This is a genomic window from Limnovirga soli (assembly GCF_013106755.1).
GTDB classification, from domain to species: Bacteria; Bacteroidota; Bacteroidia; order Chitinophagales; family Chitinophagaceae; genus Limnovirga; species Limnovirga soli.
In genome coordinates, this window is record NZ_WHPF01000005.1 from 288,076 (window position 1) to 309,961 (window position 21,886).

Below are 21,886 nucleotides of genomic sequence, written 5' to 3' on the forward strand. Positions count from 1 at the left end.
TTAAAAATGAGCAGAATAATTATTAACCGGGCTGTATACCGGTAGTTAAAAGTCCCTTGCGTCGCACTCTTGTACTGCAGAATAGGTGGCGTCAGGCAGGTAATTATTTGTAAATCAAACAAAAGCGCCTTCCGGCATTTAGCTGATTTTTATAGTTTGCAGCACATCTTCTGTAACATTTTTACCCCCATTAAAATTGGTATGTATTGTGCCAATGGTATAAATAGGCCCCCATGGTAATCCCCACCAACCTAATAAAAACGAGATTATAGTAAAACCAATGCCATGTTTAAGTGTAGATTCTCCAGACCTGATAAAGTAAACATCACTATTTCTTTTAAAGGTGATAATTAGCAGGGAAATACAATATTGAAAAATTACAAATTTGGCACCGCTAATTAACTCCAGATTTAATTCCTCGGTACTTAAATCATCCATGTTTTTAATTTTTGACATGCAATTGGTTTATTATTTAATACAGGCAACAGACTAATATAGGTAATGGCTTATAAGCAAAAAGCTTTGCTTCACATTGCCAGGAAAGTAGAAGTGAGTTATTTGTGTAGCAAAGCAACAAATACATAACATGCGGCGATGCCATTTATTCTACCGCTTGTTATAAAAAATTGGTTCTATTTTTCTATCAATCCTCTTCTTCGTACGTTTTTGCCTTTGTAAAACTGGGCGGCAATTGCTTTTCGGCCAGTTCGTTAATCAGCTCGGCAATTAGTGCCGTCCAGCCAGTTTGGTGTGCGGCACCCAGTCCACGGCCGGTATCTCCATTAAAATATTCGTAATACAGTACCAGGTCTTTATTTTCGGGCAGACTGTAAAACCAGTTATACTCGGCATGCAGCCGGCGGTTATTTTTTTCGTCTAATTTAAACAGCGTTACAATACGTTTTACCAGTTCGTTGGCCACCTCGCCCAGCTCCATATAAATACCAGAGCCAGTGGGGTATTCTATGGTTAAGCTACCCTCGTAAAACTCGCCAAATTTTTTGATGCTTTGGATAATCAGGTAATTTATGGGCATCCAAACGGGGCCACGCCAATTGCTGTTACCCCCAAAAAAATCAGAGGTACTATCGCCGGGATCGTATCCAATGGAATACTCAGTACCCTGAATATTAACACTATACGGGTTGGCTTCGTGGTATTTGCTTAATGCCCTTATTCCACCATCGGATAAAAATTCTGCCTCGCTAACCAGCCTTTGCAATAAGGCTATCAACTTATCTTTTGGTACAAGAGAAAGCAGGGTTTTTTCTCCTTCATCATGCTCTTCATTGGGCCAGAATTTATTGTTTTTTATACGGTAGTTCTCAAACCAGCTAATACGTTTACTAAAGTCTTCCAACTGGTGCATTACTTTACGTTCAATTACCGATACGGCAAATAAACTGGTAAGACCTACAATACTTTGTATACGTAATTGTATGGGTTTATTACCCGGCGAACCCAGCACATCATAAAAGAATTTGTCTTCATTGTTCCAAAGACCCATTTCATTAAGTGCTTCGGCAATTAATACAAAATGTTCAAAAAACTTGGTGGCAGTATCCTCAAAAGAAATATCGTGCATGGCAATTTCTATGGCCATATCCATCAGGTTTAATGCATACATGCCCATCCAGCTGGTACCATCTGCCTGTTCCAGCTCCATTTCGCTATGCAATTGTATACTGCGGTTAAATACCCCAATATTATCCAAACCAAGAAAACCACCTTCGAAGATATTATTACCATTAGGGTCTTTACGGTTAATCCACCAGGTAAAATTGATGATGAGTTTTTGAAAGGTGCGTTTTAGAAAATCTATATCGCCCTTACCGGTTTTTTTCTTTTCAATATGGTATACCTGTAATGCACTCCAGGCATGTACAGGAGGGTTAACATCGCTAAAATTCCACTCATAGGCAGGAAGTTGCCCATCTGGTTTCATATACCATTCCCGCATCATCAGTATCAGCTGATGCTTGGCAAAAGTAGGATCTATTAATGCCATAGGTATACAGTGAAAAGCCAGGTCCCATGCCGCATACCAGGGGTATTCCCACTTATCGGGCATCAATAACACATCCTGGTTTTTTAAATGCAGCCATTGGTGGTTACGGCCATTCTTCCGCTGATCGCTTACATGTGCTATACCATCGTTTACAGATAGCCAGTTTTCAATATCGTAGTGATAGTATTGCTTGCTCCATAATAAACCGGCCAATGCCTGGCGTTGAATATTTTTGAGGTCTTCTGATGCATTTTTGGGTAATACATCAGCATAAAATTCATCTGCTTCTTTTTTACGTTGATTAAAAATCTGATCGAACCCTTTTGAAAAAGGCGCATCCATTAATACATTACTTAAGCGCAGACAAATGGTTTTGGTGCTGCCACCCGGAATTTTAAATTTATATACCGGCGAAAACTTGGTACCTGTTTTATTCTTTTTTAGCTGATCAACATTAATTTGGTCTATTACCGCATTATTAATGGCATCTTTTGTAAATGGGGTAATATTGGGTTTATTATACAGCTTTTCAGTATTGGTTTCATTCTCTGTAAAATATCTTTCTACGGTTTTAGGATAATATAAGTAATAAGCACCCAATCTTTCATGGGTAGCTCTAACGGTGCCCTCGTTTATTTCTTTTAATAGAGGCTTCTTCCTATTATCTGCGGCCACCTCTGTTTGCCAACGATTATAAAACCATAAAGTAGGTAAAACGGTTATGGGGGCAGTGGTTTTACCGCGGTTGGTGATATCAATCTTTATGGCAATATCTGTTTTGCTGTATTTGGCATAAGTAATTAATACATCAAAGTATTTATTATCATCAAACACACCGGTATCCAGCAATTCATATTCTGTTTCCAGTTTGGTTCGTTTGCGGTTTTCCTCCCGCAACTGCTCGTAGGGAAATGCTGCTTGTGGATATTTGTACAGCATTTGCATATAATAATGGGTAGGGGTATTATCCAGATAATAATACAGCTCCTTTACATCTTCTCCATGGTTGCCTTCATAATTGCCCAGGCCAAATAAGCGTTCTTTCAGCACAGTATCTTTACCATTCCATAAGGCAACAGAAAAACATAGGCTTTGAAAAAAATCCGATATACCGCCAATTCCATCTTCGCCCCAACGATAGGCACGGCAGTGAGAATCGTTAAAAGGAAAATAATTCCATGCATCGCTGTTTTCGCTGTAATCTTCCCTTACTGTACCCCATTGACGGTCTGATACATAGGGGCCCCATTGTTCAAGGGGAATTTTTTTACCTGCGTTAGCTTTTAGTCTTTGTTGTTCTGCTGTCATGTATAATCAATTGTCAATAATAAAATCCCATGCAAATGCATGCTTATTCTCATATGGCCTGACAGGCAATCCTAAGCCGGTAAGGTAATGAAATTATATAATACCGCTTATTTAAGTACATAATGTAATGCTTGTTAGCCTGGCATTTAATTCCATCTGCAACATCCGTTGCGTCGCACTCTTGTACGTTCCAATCATTTATCGGCTATCCTATTTATGGGGTTTGCAGGTTATGTTATAGAATTATTACTACAAAAAATTTGGTCAAACTATACAAATAAACCATTTACTATTACTACAATGCAGGTTCTACCAGCTATCTATCTTTACTGTGGAAAGAGCAAACAAGTTTTATAGTTCAAATACCCGTGAAAACATCCAAACCTACATCTCACAAAGAGATTTTAAAATCCAATTCCTAAAAAAAGGTTTCAGCATGCTGAAACCTTTTTTTTAAACTGCTATATTATATATACACCTCGTAACATTGCACTGTAGTAACACTTCTACAAAATATAATGCGCAATAATAAATGATTAGTTGGTTTTATTCTACAATTAGGGCTATTGCAGGGGCGTAGCTTTACAGTACAAATAAAGGGAAGTTCATAAAGTTAGAAACCTATTAAAAACTCCATTTAAAATCCAATGTCTAAAAGAAACGCCTTATAAAACGGGGCGTTTTTTTATGCCTTTTATTGTTGCCATAAAAGTGGAACCCTGAACCGAGCGTGGCTAGTAAAGCCCCATAAATGTGATGTTGCCGGTAACAAAAAAAGCACGCTAAATTTATCAGCGTGCTTTAAAAATATATTGTAGGATTAGTTTCCGTACTCGCTTAAGAAGCGGATACGCATAATTTTTAATTGTTCCCATTCGTACCCGCTATCGGCCAATTCTTCTTTGGCTACATCCAGCGATGAGGTTTGGCAACTTTTAAAATAATCCATTATTTCTTCCTGTTCATCTTCATCCAGCATATCGTCAATAGCATAGTTCAGGTTTAGTTTGGTACCGCTGGCAACAATGGTTTCCATTTCTTCCAGCATGGCGTCTAACCTTAGGTCTTTGTTTTTTGCAATGGTTTCAAGTGGTATTTTTTTATCTACATTTTGAATAATATAGATTTTGTTACTGCTTTTATTGGCCACATTGCGCATTACAAAATCATCAGGTTTTTCTACCTCGTTTTCTTCAACGTATTTGCTAATTAAATCAACAAAGGGTCTGCCGTATTTTAATGCCTTTCCCTTACTAACACCCTGGCATTTTTCCAGTTCCAACAATGTGGTGGGGTACATGGTGGCCATATCCTGCAGGGAGGATTCTAAAAATAACACAAAAGGGGGCAGTCCTTTTTTCTTTGCTTCGCGCTGGCGAAGGTCTTTTAATAGTTCCTGTAATTTTTCATCAGCTGCCGCATTGCCACTATTGCCGCCTTCTTCCTCATCATCTTCATTGGCTTCATCAAATGTGTTGTTAAGTACAATTTTAAAGGAAGCTGGTTTTTTCAGGAATTTGATACCTAAATCTGTAAGCTTTAATAAGCCATATTCTTCAATGTCTTTTCGTATTAGGTTTGCCAATAACATTTGGCGTATCAGGCTGTTCCAGAAATGATCGTCTTTATCTTTACTAATACCAAATACATCCAGATTTTCGTGGCGGTACATGGTTACCTGGGGTGTAAGTTTACCCACAATAATATTTAGCACATACTCGGCAGTAAATCTTTCGTCTAATGCTTTTACAACTTTTAAAACATTAACTGCTGCTTCTTTTGCTTCAATTTGTTCTTTGGGGTGCAGGCAGTTATCACAATTGCCGCAGTTTTTATCTTCTATATCTTCTCCAAAATAGTGCAGTAGTATTTTACGGCGGCATACGGCGCTTTCAGCAAAAGCCACTGTTTCAAAAATAAGTTGTGCGCCAACTTCCCTTTCACTTAATGGTTTATCCCGCATTAAATGTTCCAGTTTAGAAACATCTTTATGAGAATAATACAGAATACATTTCCCCTCCAAACCATCTCTGCCACCGCGACCGGTTTCCTGATAATAATTTTCAATAGATTTAGGGATATTGAAATGTATTACAAATCTGATATCGGGTTTATCTATACCCATACCAAATGCAATAGTAGCTACAATAACCTGTACATCTTCATTCAAAAACTGGTCCTGGCGTTCTGCACGCACTTTACTGTCTAAACCGGCATGATAAGCCACAGCCTTTATATTATTGGCTACTAGTAAGGCCGCCAATTCCTCGGTGGTTTTACGGTTAAGCGTATAAATAATACCACTCTTGCCCATGTTTTGAGAAATAAAGCGCACTATACTTTTTACAGTTTGCTCCTTTTTTATTTTGGGCTGAATTTCATAATACAGGTTTGGCCTGTTAAAAGAAGAAATTAAAATATTGGGGTTACGCAGGGCCAGATTTTTTACAATATCACTTTGTACTTTAGGTGTGGCTGTTGCTGTAAGCGCAATAACCGCTGCATCCGGATTAATAATTTCCATCATATCCCTCAGGCGCCTGTATTCAGGCCGAAAATCGTGACCCCATTCAGAAATACAGTGTGCTTCATCTACCGCAAAAAAAGACACTTTTAAATCACTAAAAAAATCCAGATTTTCCTGTTTGGTTAAGGTTTCGGGGGCAACGTATAATAATTTTGTTTTGCCGGCTAACAAATCATCCTTTACTTCTTTTATCTGGCCTTTATTTAAAGATGAGTTTAAAAAATGGGCCACATCATCTTTCTCGCTATAACCCCTTACCAAATCAACCTGATTTTTCATTAATGCAATAAGGGGACTTACAATAATAGCGCAGCCTTCTAAAATCATGGCTGGTAGCTGGTAACATAAACTTTTACCGCCACCAGTTGGCATAATTACAAATGTATCGTTGCCATTTAATAAACTATTAATAGCTTCTTCCTGGCGGCCTTTAAAATGTTCAAATCCAAAATATAATTTCAATCCTTCATAAATATCCAGTTTATGTTGATTGGCCGGTTTTTTTTTGGTGGTGGTTTTTGTTGTGTTGGATTTGGTTGCTGTAGCCTTTTTTGATGCTGATTTCTTAGAAATGGTTTCCATTGTTCACTATATTTCACTCCCACAAGAAAGTGGATTTTAAATAAAAATAATACTAAAAGTTACCGCTTTTAATCCGGATAGAGTAATTAAAATTTCATTTACTGAATCTGGAGCAGATGATGCTGGTTAATATGTTTACCTGTTGCGGAGTTAAACGAAGTTAACCTTCAAATCTTTTATTAAAAAATCGATTGTTGTTAAAGTTTACCTTTGCATAGATGAAAACCGATATCAAAACATCCGCTTTACTTACCATAGAATTGGAATCCAGGTCAGTTGAAGGCCTTAAAGCCTTTATTGACGATGATTTTGTAGGTGCAGTAGAAACAATACATGCTGCCAAAGGAAGGGTTGTAATTACCGGAATTGGCAAAAGTGCTATAGTGGGCCAAAAAATTGTTGCTACCCTAAACTCAACAGGCACTCCGGCGCTTTTTATGCATGCAGCCGATGCCATTCATGGCGATTTGGGTATGATTCAGGAAGATGATGTTGTAATTGTAATCAGTAAAAGTGGAGAAAGCCCTGAGATTAAAGTGTTAATCCCTCTTATTAAAAATTTTGGCAATATACTTATTGGCATGGTAGGCAATAAAAATGCTTTACTGGCCCGGGAAAGTAATTTTATTTTGGATACCACCGTTGCCAAGGAAGCCTGCCCCAATAATTTGGCGCCAACGAGCAGTACTACGGCTCAAATGGTGATGGGCGATGCTTTAGCAGTTTGTTTAATGGAATTAAATAAATTTACCGGTAAGGATTTTGCCCGTTACCATCCGGGTGGTAACTTAGGTAAAAAATTATACCTTAAGGTAGACGATGTATATACCCTTAATGAAAAACCGGCCGTTTTAGCCGATGCTACATTAAAAGAGGTTATCCTTGCTATCAGTAAAGGCCGTTTAGGTGCTACCGCAGTAGTAGATGCAAACAACAAGGTAAAAGGCATTATTACCGATGGAGACGTACGCAGAATGCTTGAAACCATTGATAATCTGAGTGTTATAAAAGCTGCAGACATATATAGCACCACGCCAAAATGTGTGCAGCCAGCATTGCTTGCTGCCGAAGCTTTTGAAATGATGAAACAATTTGATATCAGTCAGGTTTTAGTATCAGGTACAGATGATGCCTATTTAGGTATATTGCATCTGCACGACCTGATAAGGGAAGGCATTATATAAAGCAATAATCTTTACTTATGAATAACCATTATTATGTAGCCATTCTGGCAGGCGGTATAGGCAGCAGGTTCTGGCCTAAAAGCAGAACTGCCTACCCCAAACAATTTCTGGATATTTTGAACTCCGGAAAAACGCTTATACAGTCTACTTTCGACAGGTACGCCTCTTTTCTGCCCAAAGAAAACATCTTCGTTGTAACATCCGAAGAATATGCAGGTATTGTTCAGGAGCAATTACCTGAAATAAATGCAGCCAATATTTTGGCAGAGCCCAGTAGAAAAAATACTGCTCCCTGTGTAGCTTATATTGCTTTTAAACTGGCTCAAATTGATCCTGCAGCCGCCCTAATTGTAGCACCAAGCGATCATTTGGTATTGGATAATGCCGAGTTTGAACGGGTAGCATTAGAAGCACTTGGTTTTGCCGAGCACATGAAATCATTTGTAACCCTGGGTATAAAGCCAACTTATCCTAATACCGGTTACGGTTATATTCAGCACGAAACCCAGGCCGTAGCCGATAATATTTATCAGGTAAAAACATTTACCGAAAAACCCAATACAGAATTAGCCAAAACCTTTATTGCCAGCGGCGATTTTCTTTGGAATGCTGGGATATTCATCTGGCGGGTAGAAGATGTGGTAAGGGCTTTCGAAAAATATCAACCCGAAATGTTCGAGGTTTTTGCCGCAGAGCAATTGCTTTTTAATACACCGGAAGAAAGCAATGCTTTAGCCAGAATTTACCCATTATGCACCAATATTTCCATCGATTATGCCATCATGGAAAAAGCCAGTAACGTTTACGTTATTCCTTCCTCCTTTGGCTGGAGCGATTTAGGCACCTGGAATAGCGCCTACGAAACCCTGGAAAAAGATTACCTGGGTAATGCAGTAGCCGGTAATAATGTTATGATTATCGATGCCACCAAATGTATGGTATCGGCCCCCCATAACAAATTATTGGTATTGCAGGGGCTGGACGACTTTATTATTGTAGATACCGAAGATGTATTGCTTATCTGTAAAAAAGAAAACGAACAGCAGGTAAAAGAATATGTAGCCGAAGTAAAAAGAAATAAGGGCGACAGGTATTTATAATCATTAACCCAACTGTAGATTATTAATATAGCTGCACTTGCGTCGCACTCTTGTACCACAACACTAAATGCGGCAATAAGCACAGCAATTGTTAAAATTTTATCGGGGCACAGGTATTTTTAGTGCTGATATTTGGTTTAGCTATTACCTTCAACACATTACTGTAACAAAGCAATGTATAAATTAATATCATGTTTAGATCTGTAATTACCGGCACAGGTTGTTATATACCTCCGGAAACTAAAACAAATGAAGACTTTGGTGTGCATAGCTTCTTTGGCGAAGACCATAAGCCACTCAATATCCCATCCAGTGTAATAGTTAAAAAATTCCAGCAAATAACGGGTATCGAAGAACGAAGGTATGCTCCCGCCACCCAAACAGCTTCCGGCATTGGGGCCGAAGCAGCCAAACTGGCCATTCAGGAATCTGGGATTAACCCCGAAACCATCGACCAGATTATTGTAGCTCAAAACTTTGGCGACGTACTCAGCAACACTATACAAACAGATGCAGTACCATCCCTTGCTTCCAGAATAAAACATGTGTTGGGAATAGAAAACCCATCCTGTATAGCTTACGATATTCTTTTCGGATGCCCCGGCTGGCTGCAGGGCGTAATACAGGCCGATGCATTTTTTAAAGCAGGTATCGCAAAAAAAGCACTGGTTATTGGCACCGAAACACTTAGCCGGGTAATAGATGCCCACGACCGCGACAGCATGATTTTTAGCGATGGTGCCGGTGCCTGTATATTGGAAAATAAAGAAGTGGAAACCACGGGCAGCGGTATCTTATCGGCATCTGTACAATCACATTGTATCAACGAAGCTGGTTATATAACCATGGGCCGCTCTTATTTGCCAGATGCAGATCCTAGTGTACGTTATATAAAAATGAAAGGCCGTAAAGTATACGAATACGCCCTAAAACATGTACCCGAAGCCATGAAAGATTGCATTGATAAAAGCGGGGTAAATATCAACGAAGTAAAAAAGATATTTATCCATCAGGCCAACGAAAAAATGGACGAAGCCATAGTGAATGCGCTATATAAGCTCTACGGGTACGAACATATGCCTGCAGACGTAATGCCCATGAATATTCATAAACTCGGTAACAGTTCTGTAGCCACCATTCCCACTTTGTTCGATATGGTACAAAAAGGTCTTATGCCAGAACATAGCATGGAAAAAAATGATATCATTGTTTTTGCATCAGTAGGTGCAGGAATGAATATTAATGCCGTTTGTTACCGCATGTAGGCACATATCAAATCATATGTAAAAGCTCCGGTTAAAGGGGCTTTTTTTGGGCCCGGCAATAACAACATAATGTAGCTTTACTTGCGTCGCACACTTGTACTACATCGTAAAAGCAGCAATTAACTGCCTGTTTTATTGCCATTACACGTTTACATAAATAAATTAATCCTATGTTTTTTGGCGAAAAAGTAACCAGCTTTTTATTTTCACTGCAATTACCGTTTAAACTTCCAAAAGATGTAGGTGTTTTAGATGTGTACCAGCAACCAAATGTACAACTAGCCTGCACCAGATTTTACCAGCAATTTTATCATAACCATCACCAAAGACATCTGCTGCTGGGTATAAACCCCGGCAGGTTTGGCGGTGGTGTAACCGGCATCCCCTTTACCGATCCTATTCGCCTGGCAAACAATTGTTTAATAGCCAATGAGTTTACAAAACAAAAAGAACTTTCTTCAGCATTTATATACGATATGATTGCCGCTTTTGGAGGCCCCGAAACTTTCTACCAGCAATTTTATATTTCATCGGTTAGTCCGCTAGGTTTTGTAAAACAAGGCAAAAACCTGAATTATTATGATGATAAAAAATTGATGAAAAAAATAGAAAGCTTTGCTGCGGATTGTATACAAACGCAAATAAGTTTTGGAATAAACACCAATATTTGCTTTTGCATTGGAGAAGGGGAGAACCTTAAATTTTTAACACGCTTAAATGAAAAATACAAATGGTTTGGCAGTATAAAGGGCCTGCCACATCCCCGGTTTATCATGCAATATAAGGTAAAGCAAAAAGAGGCCTATATTGCCCATTACCTCCAAACGCTTGCTACAAAATAATATCACCCTCTATTACATTTAAACTATCATATCATTCGGGTCATTATGGGCCGGGCTTTTCTAATCCGGTATTTACTTCAACTAACCATAACATAATCATATTTTGGCGCCCCTCAAAAGCATTAAAAACCAAATTAGCAAGTGGTTGGCTCAAATACATCTTTTAAAAAATCACGGAAAGAGGTGATTACTTAAGTATTTTAAGTAGTATAATTTTATATAGATAATATTTTCTACATGAAAAAAATACTTCCACAAATGCTTTTGTTTTGCATTTTTATAAATCAGTTAGCTTTTGCTCAATCTACAACTCCACCTATACAATGGCAAAAAGCGTATGGAGGCACTAAAAACGATGGAGTTTTCAGTATTAAGCAAACTGCTGATGGCTATATCATGACAGGTTATACAGGACGAAGCGATGGTGATGTAAGCGGTAATCATGGGGGTGCAGATGGCTGGGTTTTTAAAACTGATAATTGGGGCGTTATACAATGGAAGAAATGCATTGGCGGCACAAAAGATGAAGTGTTTGATGCAGTACAAACCACAACAGATGGAGGTTTTATACTTTGCGGCAGGGTAGTAAACAGTTTACACTAACATCTGCAGGCAAAGGTGCAATAGCCATCAACGCTGGTATGCTGGCGAGTGGTGTATATATTTATGCAATGTATGTTGATGGCAGGTTTATAGATAGTAAGCGAATGGTGCTTATTAAATAAAAAGAATTTTATTAGCCAGATGTATGTATTTTAAATCAACATCCTTGCGTCGCACACTGGTAGTGCAGAATAGACTCGGGCCTGGTGAAGTATAGGTCTTATATTTTCTGTTCAAAAAGAAGCTTTCTAAACAAATGTAATAGGGTTAAATATTTGAAAAAAAAGATTATATTAGAATATTCATTAATGAAATATAACATCAATACTTCATGAAACATTTCATGTTCGCTAAATGCATCATTGTATTTGCTACAGTTTCATCTTTTCTATTTACTTTACCTGCCAATGGACAAAAAGCGAGATATGATAGCCTGCAAATAGCCTTAAATAATCATCCTAAAGAAGACGCAAAACGGCTTAATCTATTAAATGAATTATCAGAAACCTGTAAACTTACACTTCTAAGCAAATTTGACAGTGGTATTATCTGTGCTAATAAAGCAATAGTGCTTTCAAAAAAGCTGAGCGATAATAAAGCACTTGCAAAAGCATATTGCTGTAAAGCAGAAATTTTTACACGAAAAGGAAGGTATATTGAGGCAGACAGTCTTATTAAAAGTGCTATTACATTAAATTCCGAACAAAAAAATAGTAATGGCATTGGTGATTGTTCTATGGTATCCAGCCTTTTGCATGGCGTTCAGGGAGACTTTACGGCATGTAAAGTTGACGCAGTCAAAGCATTGAAAATATATAACAGTACTAAATACAAATTTGGTATTGCAAATGCAACAATGTTTATTGGATATATTTATAAATATACCGGTGTAAACGATACCGCATTTATTTATTTCAGAAAAGCAGATTCAATATTCCTGTCCATAGGAAATGAATACAAGCCTGCATTTGTTTACGTAGATATTGCGCACATGTATGTAAATGATGGCCAAACAAAAGAAGCAATGAGCTACCTGCTGCTTGCGCAGAAGTATTACGAAAAAGACAAAAATTTACCAGGGCTTGCTATGGTATATTCACAAATGGCCAATGTGTATAACAATCTGCAGGATGACAAAATGGAAATGGAGTGCATTCTGAAAGGCTTGCGTATAAGTGAGCAAATGAACAACCTGCAGGGACAGGCAGATTGTTTGCAAAGAGTTGGTTCAAAGCTTTCTCACATGAATGAATATACGAGTGCATTACAATATTTTCAAAAGGCATTGGTACTGGCTAAAGCAGTAAATGAATCAGAAAAAGGTGTCAACGGGCTGGAGATAGTAATTACTTCCTATACGGGCATCGGATCTATAGCACTCGAAAATAAAGAACCCAAAAAAGCACTGGTATATTTTGACAGCGCTTTGACAGCAGCAAAAAAACTAAAATTCGATTATCGTCTCGCTTCAGTCTATGATCATCTTGGCGATGCCTGTCGAGATGACGGTAACTATGTACAGTCTTTTTATAATTACAGGCAATCTATTTCTTATTCAGAAAAAATAAAATCCAGTACTTATTTATCCGGCACCCTGGAATCACTGGGCAAATTAATATTGATAACTCCCGATTCAGAACTAAAGAAAAGTGGCATTGAACCTGCAACAAAATTTCAGACAGCGGAAGCGTATTTACTCCGCGCATTGGAAATCACAAAAAATGATGGCAGCCTGTTGCTTAATCAACGGCTTGCATTGCACGAGCTAAGTAAACTTTACGAACAAAAGATAGATTATAGAACATCCTTAGCTTATCTTAAAGAATATATAGAGATCCAGGACACACTTATCAATGCAGAAAAAGCAAAAGGTATTACCAGCCAGCAAATACAATTCGAAACGGAAAAAAAAGAACAGGAGATCATTTCACTGAATAAAGACAAAGTGCTCCAGGAACAACAATTAGAAAATCAAAAGATCATCCGCAATGCATCTGTTGGCGGTATAATACTATTATTGATACTTATTGCTGTTATCATAAATCGCTATAAACTTAAACGTTCCATTGCAATGGAGCGTATGCAGCAGCGAATTTCATCAGATTTGCATGATGATATCGGCGCATCACTAACCAGCATCAACATCCTCTCCCAATTATCGCAGCAGCAAAAAATTGATGCTGCAACAAGAAATGAATACCTCCAGAAAATGAATGAACAAACAACTGAAGTAACCAATGCATTACGCGATATTGTCTGGAGCATCAATCCCAAAAATAATAAGCTCGATATCATTCTTGGGCGCATGAAACGTTATGCCGCCGAACTGCTTGAAACAAAAAATATTGACTACAGTTTTGAAGCCAATATTAAACCCGGCGATGAAATAACAGATGCAGACATCCGCCAGAACATTTATCTTATTTTTAAAGAATCGGTTAACAATCTCGCCAAGTATTCAGGCGCAACAAAAGCCATTATTAAATTCAATAAAGAAGCAAATCAGATACAACTTGACGTAAAAGATAATGGCAATGGCTTTGATGCTGCCCATATAACAAAAGGCAATGGCATAGAAAACATGCAGCGGCGGGCAAAGATGATCAATGCAAAATTCATTTTGCAATCAGCACCGGGCAGCGGCACAAACATTAGTGTAACGATACCGCTCTAAAATCACGGAAATGAGTGATTGCATTATACCATTTGGATTTCTATCTTGCATACGAATTAAATGCTGAACCTCATTATATACGAAGACAAAGATATTTTACGCGAATCGCTAAGCCTGATGCTTGGTGGTATGGAAGATGTAAAAGTAATTGCCGCATTCAGCAATTGCAATACAGTTGAGCAGGATATAAAATCGCTGCAACCACAGGTGGTGCTGATGGATATTGACATGCCCGGGAAAAATGGTATCTACGGTGTTGAAAAAATAAAAGAAACCAATCCTGAGATCAACGTGATCATGCATACAGTATTTGATGATGATGATAAGATCTTTAAATCGCTTGAAGCAGGTGCAGACGGTTACTTGCTAAAAAACACTTCGCCTGCAAAACTTTACGAAGCTATTAAGGATGTAACGCTTGGCAGTGCACCTATTTCGCCGGGAGTAGCCAAAAGAGTATTGCAGGCTTTTCATAATAAACCAAAACAAAGTTTCGATTTATCTCAGCGTGAGCAACAAATATTGCAACTGCTGGTAGATGGCTACACTTATAAACGCATCAGTGCAGAATGTTTTATTGCAATGGATACCGTACGTACACACCTTAAAAACATTTACACTAAGCTACAGGTAAATACCGGCAAAGAAGCCATCACCAAAGCGCTTAAATACCGTATCGTAAAAGAGAACTGATCAACCCGTTTTCTGACTCATAAATATTTCTTACTGATTTATATAGACTAATGAAGCAACAGGTATAAATGCCCGTACTATGGCCATGCCTTTGCCAAAACTTACAAAGAAAGGGAGTAAGCTGAAAATCCTTATTAAAAGAGTAGGCACAAAAAAATAAAACTATGATACACAATTTAATGCTTGCAGGAGGTTGGATCCTTGTACCAGGCGAAACAGGATTTCACTGGGTTTACGGCCCACTTTGGGACCCTGCTAAATTTAACGAATTAGGGCAGGCAATTTTTGCAACCCAAGTAATAAAGCAACATCTTGCTTCGGTTAAAAATAACGAAGCTAAAGAGCTGCTGATAAGCGTGCTTAAGGAACAGGCACAAATAGTAACTGAAAAATTTGCGGCATCTATTGTGGATGATGCTGACGAAAACCGACATAGCAATCCCCTGCTTAGCTTTCAGGCTCAAGTGCCGGCTTATGTACCGCATGTTGGTGGCAATGGCCCTGATGCTCCTGATTACAACCTGGCATTGGGAAAAGAGTTAAGTGATCAGGTAGCTGCTAAAATCAGCATTTCGCTTTTAGGCAGGGTTTTAAACCACAAAGCCATCACTAAAGCAGGTGCAATCATGTAACTTATTATGTTACCTGTACACCAGTAAAATAAAGCAGTTAATACATAGATCTCTATACCTAAGTAAGCAGAAAATTCTCAATTAAAAGATTACACAAAAAAATAAAAATTTATGTCAACGATATTCACGCAAGGCATTGAATCTAAAGATGCAACCCTTATTTATTTTAACGAATATACGGTTCACTATTACAGCCAAAGCAGTAACCCATGGGAAGCCGCTTATATCAATTGCTTCCAAAACAATGGCGCCGGAGATGTAAGGCATACCGGCTATCTCATTTTCACATATCCCCAGCACACTACATTACCCGGGCAAGAACCGTTACAAGTTAAACCTACAGATATTCCGGCAACGCAGATAAATCATCTGGAAAAAGTAAACGGTAAAGACTTCTTCTTTCTCTATTATGCATTAAACCGTTTTAATGATGTTGTAAATCTGCTGAGATTTTGTAAAAATCAGCCAGGCAGTATGGTTGTTTCCGCAGATCCATTAAATCACGTATGGGCACTATGCAATAATCTCCATCTAGCAAATGGTGCGCAATATGAAGTTTAAAAAAATATTGAGCCCAAATGCAGAAATGCTATTAAGCATCCTTGCGTCGCACTCTTGTACGCCTTGCTCTTTGCTGATCTATGAAATGAAACCTGAAGAGTGCGACGCAAGGAAAGATGCCATGTTAACTAAAAGGTTGGCTCACATTGGGCCCACCATAACTGCATAATCAAACCTGATTTTTTAAACCTGTTTCATACCGGCAAAAAAGCCTGATGGTAAAGAACTTTCGGCTGCAATGCCTGTAAAAGCCTTTACTTAAACAGATAATGAATTAGGCGCTATTTATGCTTATCTGTACCAGTTGAAATAATTGTAAAATCTGATTTGCATTTTTCTAAAATCAACATTCCCCAGTTATGAAAACAACATATTTTATTGCGGCTTCCACAACTATGTTAATGGCCTTATCTGCCCATGCGCAAAACATATTTCCTGCAACAGGCAGCGCAGGCATTGGCACTACATCACCCAATGCTTCTGCAATGCTTGAAATGGTAAGTACTACAAAAGGCCTGCTTATTCCACGTATGACTGCAACACAACGCAATGCCATTGTTGCTCCATCCATCGGTTTGATGATTTATCAAACCAACAGCACACCGGGCTTTTATTATTATACTGGTGCAACATGGACAGCTATAACACCAAAAAGTAAAGGCTGGTTACTTACCGGAAATGCGGGCACATCACCAGCAGCTAATTTTATCGGCACTACCGATGCACAACCTTTATTATTTAGAGTAAATAACCAGGTTTCAGGAAGTCTTGATTTTAGTTCTGCAGCTAATACAAGTTTTGGGTATAAGTCCTTGGTAAGCAATACCAATTTCAACAATTCTGCATTTGGCTATCAATCGCTGTTCAGCAATACCTCTGGCGGATACAATACTGCCGTTGGTACTTACAGTTTGCTTAACAACACATTAGGTTATCAAAACACGGCGATTGGCAGTAATAGTTTACAAAGTAACCAAAGCGGTAACTATAACGCAGCATTAGGTTATGGTGCTTTGCTGAATAACACCACCGGCAGTAGCAACGTTGCCATTGGTAATACAGCTTTACTGCAAAATATAAGTGGCAGTGGAAATATTGCCATCGGTGATGTGGCGCTTTATAATAACACTACCAGTAATGAAAATATAGCCATAGGCAATTATAGTTTGTATGCAAATACAACCGGCACCTCAAATACTGCCACAGGTCACTACTCACTACAGGCAAATACGACGGGTAGTAATAATACTGCAAATGGAAATAGTGCATTGTTTGCCAATACAACCGGCATAAATAATTCAGCATTTGGTGTAGGGGCATTGTCTGCAAACACAACGGGCTTTTCTAATACAGCAATTGGTAAAAGTACACTACAGGCAAATACAAGTGGATATGCCAATCTTGCTGCTGGTATTTTTGCACTACAAAACAACACAACGGGATATGAGAACACTTCAATTGGAAGTTATAGTCTACAAAATAATACTACTGGAAATGCCAGCACTGCCATAGGAGCTTATAGTTTGCAATCAAATACCACAGGATACGGTAATACCGCAACAGGATATAATACTTTACAGTTTAATACAACTGGTTATAATAATACAGCTGTTGGCAGTAATGCATTACCCTTGAATTCTTATGGTACTGAAAACACAGCCATAGGAACTGATGCATTAAAAAACAATACTTCCGGCTTTGAAAACACAAGTATAGGTTCTCAGACACTTATTACCAACTTCAATGGAGAGGGCAATACTGCCATCGGCTATTGGGCACTACGTTATAGCCTGAATGGTTCACTAAACACTGCCATTGGTAAATGGGCACTTTCTCAAAATTCAAGTGGTGACTTTAATACAGCAGTTGGCTTTCATGCCGGCACATACAATACTACCGGATGGAAAAATACATTTATTGGAAATGACGCAGAATGCCTAAATAATAATTTAATAAATGCCACCAGTATAGGAAGTGATGCCCTTGTTGACGCCAGCAACAAAGTACGTATTGGCAATACAACTGTATCCAGCATTGGAGGTCAGGTGGGCTGGACAACTTTTAGCGATGGCAGGTATAAAAAAAATATAAAACAAGATGTGCAGGGGCTTGCTTTCGTAAACAGCCTACAACCCATAACCTATACGGTTGACATAAATGGTTTAGATGCATATTACACCAAAGGACGAAAGCTCGACAGCGTTTATGAAAAGATGAAGGTGAATATGAAAGAGTCATCAGACAAGGCAGCAAAAATTGTATATAATGGCTTTATAGCGCAGGATGTAGAAAAAGCAGCAGAAAAAATAAATTACAATTTCAGTGGTGTAGATAAGCCGCAGAACAAAGATGGTTTATATGGTTTGCGTTATGCAGAGTTTGTAGTGCCACTTACAAAAGCTGTACAGGAATTGAGTAAAATGAATGATGCAAAAGATGTGCAGATAATCGAACAAAATAAAAAAATCGACAATCTTCAAAATCAAATTGATGAATTGAAATTGTTGATGCAGTCAGTCAACCGGCAATCGCCAAATACCCAAACAAATGCACAATTAGATCAAAATATTCCCAACCCTTCAAGACAGTCTACTACCATCAATTTTTCTTTACCTGCAAAATTTAGCAGCGCAACAATTATCGTAACAGATAACAATGGTAAAAACATAAAACAGTTTATACTGAACGCTGCAGGTAAAGGATCTGTAAGTATGGCCACAGGCTCACTTGCAAACGGGCTGTATCATTATACTTTGTATATGGATGGCAAAATGGTGGATAGTAAAAAGATGGAAATAATAAGATGAGCCGGGCAATTGTACAAGTGGCATCGTCCCTTGCGTCACACACTTGTACATCCTGCTCTTTGCTCATCAATGTACAGCAGTACAAGTGAGTGACACAACGAAGCACAATTGAAATACAAAAGCCGGTCACAAAAAATAAAAAAATCAAACAGTATGAAAACGAATTTTATACAATACTTTTCAGCGCACCTTGTATATATTCTATGCATTGTAAATATAGCAACCGCTCAAAACACTTTTCCCGCCACAGGTAGTGCAGGTATTGGAACCAGTACACCAAATGCTACGGCCTTATTGGACATGGTAAGCACCTCAAAAGGCTTGCTTATTCCCCGAATGACGCTTACACAACGCAATACTATTGCCACACCGGCAACAGGGTTGATGATTTATCAAACCAACAGCACACCAGGCTTTTATTATTATACAGGTACAGCATGGACAGCCATGACACCAAAAAGTAAGGGCTGGCTACTTACCGGTAACGCAGGTACATCACCAGCTGCTAATTTTCTCGGTACTACCGATGCACAGCCCTTACTATTTAAGGTAAATAACCAGGTTTCAGGAAACCTGGATTTTAATTCTACAGCTAATACAAGTTTCGGTTATAAGACTTTAGTAAGCAATACCAATTTCAATAATTCGGCATTCGGCTATCAATCTCTTTTCAGCAATACCACAGGTGGATACAATACAGCTGTTGGTACATATAGCTTGCTTAATAATACATTAGGATATCAAAACACAGCAATTGGCAGCAATAGTTTACAAAGTAACCAAAGTGGAAACTATAATGCAGCATTGGGTTATGGTGCTTTGCTTAATAACACCACCGGCAGTAGCAACGTTGCTATTGGTAATACTGCTTTGTTGCAAAATATAAGTGGTAGTGGAAATATTGCTAATGGAGATAAGGCATTGTACAATAATACTACTGGTAGCGACAATGCAGCATTTGGTAACCAGACATTAATTGCAAATACCTCCGGGAGTTCTAACATCGGACTTGGCAGTAGCGCTCTTTATTCAAACACAAGTGGTGAAAGCAATATTGGAATAGGGGCAAATGCTATACGGTTTAATACTACGGGCAATTGGAATATAGGCCTTGGCCTTGCGGCATTGCAAGGTAATACCACAGCAGATAATAACATTGGAATTGGGTATTATACACTGGCTGCTAATTCAACCGGAACGAATAATACGGCTGTTGGCAACCAGGTACTGAGATATAATACAGCCGATAACAATACCGCAATGGGCAATAACGCATTGTATGAAAATACTACGGGCCTAAATAATTCGGCATTTGGAATGGGAGCGTTATCTTCTAATACAACGGGTGCTTATAATGCGGCCTCAGGCTATTTTTCTTTGCAAGCCAATACCACTGCGGGGTATAATACTGCTAACGGTGTTTATGCTTTGGAAAAAAATAATGGCTCATACAATACCGGTATTGGTGCACTTGCTCTTAATTTAAATACAACTGGTGTTTATAATACAGGATTGGGCTTCCAATCCCTTTATAGTAATACTACAGGGAATTATAATTCAGCCTTAGGATATAATTCTCTTTTATCAAACACAACAGGCAACAGTAATACAGCTAGCGGCGAATATTCACTAAGTGGAAATACTACAGGCAGTGAAAATACTGCTAATGGCAGCAGGGCACTATACAACAATACCAATGGTACTAAAAATACCGGTGCCGGTGCCAAAAGTCTTTACCTTAATTCGGATGGTATAAATAATACGGCGATTGGTTATTCGGCATCATACAGTAATCTGTCAGGAGTAAATAATGTTGCCAGTGGTTATTTTGCATTGTACAACAATACCAGTTCGTACAATACAGCCACTGGGTCATCTGCATTGTATTCAAATTCTACTGGTTATAGAAATACAGCCACGGGCTATGAGGCTTTATTTTTAAATACAACAGGTACTGAAAATACTGCATTGGGCAACGGTGCACTGCGGTCTAATACCACAGGAAAAAACAATACGGCAATAGGGGCAAATTCTATGAATTTAAATTTAATTGGCGAGAGCAATTGCGCCCTAGGTTATAATGCATTAAAATATTCAACAGGAAATTTCAATTTAGCCTTGGGTATTGGTGCTGCAGAATTTATGAGTTCGGGTGGTAATAATACTGCCATAGGCGCTCTTACTACAATAGATAATGGCATTTCTGGAAGCACCGCAATTGGTTTTGGTGCATGGGCACGCAGCAGCAACAGCGTTTCACTTGGTAGCGCACAAGTTACAGACTGGATTTTTGGTGGCATCGCTCTTATTGACCCCGGAAAAGCATTGGTGGTAGGCAGTAATTCAACCAATGGAAACGCCGCCTATCTTTCAGAAGGTGGTACCTGGACTAATACATCTGATAAAAACCTGAAAGAGGATTTTCAAAAACAAGACCCACAAAATATCCTTGATAAAATAAATAAGCTTGAAATAAGTAAGTGGAAATACAAAGGCATCAATAATGAATACCATATAGGACCTGTAGCGCAGGATTTTTATAAACTATTTAATGTGGGCCTTGATGATAAATCTATTTCCACCATTGACCCGGCAGGCGTGGCCTTACTTGCTATTCAGGCATTGAGTAAAAAGAATGAGAAATTATCAACCAAAAACGAAGAATTGCAATCCCAAATACAAGATCTTCAAACACAAATTAATGAACTTAAAAATCTGATAAACGCTGTATCGCAGTGTTGCAGTAGTTTGCAAACAGTCAAGAATTCAAATGCATCAAATGCCGTTGCAACCCTTGAACAAAATACACCAAACCCGTTCAGCCAGTCAGCAACAATAGGTTATACAATCCCCGAAAAATTCAACAGCGCCACAATTATTGTAACAGACAATAGCGGCAAAACTATTAAGCAGTTTCCACTTTCATTTTCAGGTAGAGGCACCATAACTATTGCTGCCAGTACCCTGGTAAGTGGGCTGTATCATTATGCTATGTATGTGGATGGCAAAATGGTAGATAGTAAAAAGTTGGAAATAATAAGATGAGCCACACAATTGTAACAATTGCATCGCCTCTTGCGTCGCACTCTTGTACTTTTAG

14 protein-coding genes are annotated in these 21,886 nt (G+C 38.5%); 11 read left to right on the plus strand and 3 right to left on the minus strand.

Annotated elements, in window-relative coordinates:
- Positions 1–138: 138 nt before the first annotated feature.
- The 3 genes from GD597_RS08485 to recQ all read right to left on the minus strand — a co-directional run bounded on the left by GD597_RS08485 (position 139) and on the right by recQ (position 6,425).
- Entirely contained in the window at positions 139–456 is a 318-nt protein-coding gene (locus GD597_RS08485; protein ID WP_171607401.1) for a hypothetical protein, read from the minus strand.
- A 187-nt stretch (positions 457–643) separates the two neighbouring features.
- Positions 644–3,316, minus strand: coding sequence for an MGH1-like glycoside hydrolase domain-containing protein (locus tag GD597_RS08490; protein WP_171607402.1), 2,673 nt, complete (start codon positions 3,314–3,316; stop codon positions 644–646).
- Positions 3,317–4,136: 820 nt separating this feature from the next.
- Positions 4,137–6,425 (minus strand): DNA helicase RecQ, encoded by a 2,289-nt coding sequence (gene recQ, locus GD597_RS08495; protein WP_171607403.1) that lies wholly within the window; start codon positions 6,423–6,425, stop codon positions 4,137–4,139.
- Positions 6,426–6,643: 218 nt separating this feature from the next.
- On the opposite strand from recQ, the gene GD597_RS08500 reads away from it, so the two are divergent.
- The 11 genes from GD597_RS08500 (at position 6,644) to GD597_RS08550 (ending at position 21,831) form a co-directional block, all read left to right on the plus strand.
- Positions 6,644–7,609: a KpsF/GutQ family sugar-phosphate isomerase gene (locus GD597_RS08500; RefSeq protein ID WP_171607404.1), complete on the plus strand. Its 966-nt coding sequence runs from the start codon at positions 6,644–6,646 to the stop codon at positions 7,607–7,609.
- A gap of 17 nt (positions 7,610–7,626) precedes the next feature.
- Positions 7,627–8,709 carry a mannose-1-phosphate guanylyltransferase gene (locus tag GD597_RS08505; protein ID WP_171607405.1) on the plus strand — a complete coding sequence of 361 codons (1,083 nt, stop codon included), beginning with the start codon at positions 7,627–7,629 and terminating at the stop codon, positions 8,707–8,709.
- A gap of 191 nt (positions 8,710–8,900) precedes the next feature.
- Positions 8,901–9,974, plus strand: coding sequence for a 3-oxoacyl-ACP synthase III family protein (locus GD597_RS08510; protein WP_171607406.1), 1,074 nt, complete (start codon positions 8,901–8,903; stop codon positions 9,972–9,974).
- A 170-nt stretch (positions 9,975–10,144) separates the two neighbouring features.
- Positions 10,145–10,816, plus strand: a complete 672-nt coding sequence (locus GD597_RS08515) for a uracil-DNA glycosylase family protein (RefSeq protein ID WP_171607407.1) — start codon at positions 10,145–10,147, stop codon at positions 10,814–10,816.
- Between the two features lie 237 nt (positions 10,817–11,053).
- A complete protein-coding gene (locus GD597_RS08520; protein WP_171607408.1) occupies positions 11,054–11,419 on the plus strand; it encodes a hypothetical protein in 366 nt (121 codons plus the stop codon).
- 331 nt (positions 11,420–11,750) lie between these two features.
- Positions 11,751–14,093, plus strand: coding sequence for a tetratricopeptide repeat-containing sensor histidine kinase (locus GD597_RS08525; RefSeq protein ID WP_171607409.1), 2,343 nt, complete (start codon positions 11,751–11,753; stop codon positions 14,091–14,093).
- A 60-nt stretch (positions 14,094–14,153) separates the two neighbouring features.
- Entirely contained in the window at positions 14,154–14,786 is a 633-nt protein-coding gene (locus GD597_RS08530; protein ID WP_171607410.1) for a response regulator, read from the plus strand.
- A 164-nt stretch (positions 14,787–14,950) separates the two neighbouring features.
- Positions 14,951–15,418, plus strand: a complete 468-nt coding sequence (locus GD597_RS08535) for a hypothetical protein (RefSeq protein WP_171607411.1) — start codon at positions 14,951–14,953, stop codon at positions 15,416–15,418.
- Positions 15,419–15,529: 111 nt separating this feature from the next.
- Positions 15,530–15,979 (plus strand): hypothetical protein, encoded by a 450-nt coding sequence (locus GD597_RS08540; protein WP_171607412.1) that lies wholly within the window; start codon positions 15,530–15,532, stop codon positions 15,977–15,979.
- A 359-nt stretch (positions 15,980–16,338) separates the two neighbouring features.
- Positions 16,339–18,786: a tail fiber domain-containing protein gene (locus tag GD597_RS08545; RefSeq protein WP_171607413.1), complete on the plus strand. Its 2,448-nt coding sequence runs from the start codon at positions 16,339–16,341 to the stop codon at positions 18,784–18,786.
- Positions 18,787–18,939: 153 nt separating this feature from the next.
- Complete coding sequence (locus GD597_RS08550) at positions 18,940–21,831, plus strand: tail fiber domain-containing protein (RefSeq protein ID WP_171607414.1); 2,892 nt, start codon at positions 18,940–18,942, stop codon at positions 21,829–21,831.
- The last annotated feature ends 55 nt before the right edge of the window (positions 21,832–21,886 follow it).

Bases quoted from the DNA above. Each gene is read 5' to 3' on its own strand.
- GD597_RS08485 (WP_171607401.1), bottom strand. From the start codon at position 456: ATGTCAAAAATTAAAAACATGGATGATTTAAGTACCGAGGAATTAAAT.
- GD597_RS08490 (WP_171607402.1), bottom strand. From the start codon at position 3,316: ATGACAGCAGAACAACAAAGACTAAAAGCTAACGCAGGTAAAAAAATT.
- recQ (WP_171607403.1), bottom strand. From the start codon at position 6,425: ATGGAAACCATTTCTAAGAAATCAGCATCAAAAAAGGCTACAGCAACC.
- GD597_RS08500 (WP_171607404.1), top strand. From the start codon at position 6,644: ATGAAAACCGATATCAAAACATCCGCTTTACTTACCATAGAATTGGAA.
- GD597_RS08505 (WP_171607405.1), top strand. From the start codon at position 7,627: ATGAATAACCATTATTATGTAGCCATTCTGGCAGGCGGTATAGGCAGC.
- GD597_RS08510 (WP_171607406.1), top strand. From the start codon at position 8,901: ATGTTTAGATCTGTAATTACCGGCACAGGTTGTTATATACCTCCGGAA.
- GD597_RS08515 (WP_171607407.1), top strand. From the start codon at position 10,145: ATGTTTTTTGGCGAAAAAGTAACCAGCTTTTTATTTTCACTGCAATTA.
- GD597_RS08520 (WP_171607408.1), top strand. From the start codon at position 11,054: ATGAAAAAAATACTTCCACAAATGCTTTTGTTTTGCATTTTTATAAAT.
- GD597_RS08525 (WP_171607409.1), top strand. From the start codon at position 11,751: ATGAAACATTTCATGTTCGCTAAATGCATCATTGTATTTGCTACAGTT.
- GD597_RS08530 (WP_171607410.1), top strand. From the start codon at position 14,154: ATGCTGAACCTCATTATATACGAAGACAAAGATATTTTACGCGAATCG.
- GD597_RS08535 (WP_171607411.1), top strand. From the start codon at position 14,951: ATGATACACAATTTAATGCTTGCAGGAGGTTGGATCCTTGTACCAGGC.
- GD597_RS08540 (WP_171607412.1), top strand. From the start codon at position 15,530: ATGTCAACGATATTCACGCAAGGCATTGAATCTAAAGATGCAACCCTT.
- GD597_RS08545 (WP_171607413.1), top strand. From the start codon at position 16,339: ATGAAAACAACATATTTTATTGCGGCTTCCACAACTATGTTAATGGCC.
- GD597_RS08550 (WP_171607414.1), top strand. From the start codon at position 18,940: ATGAAAACGAATTTTATACAATACTTTTCAGCGCACCTTGTATATATT.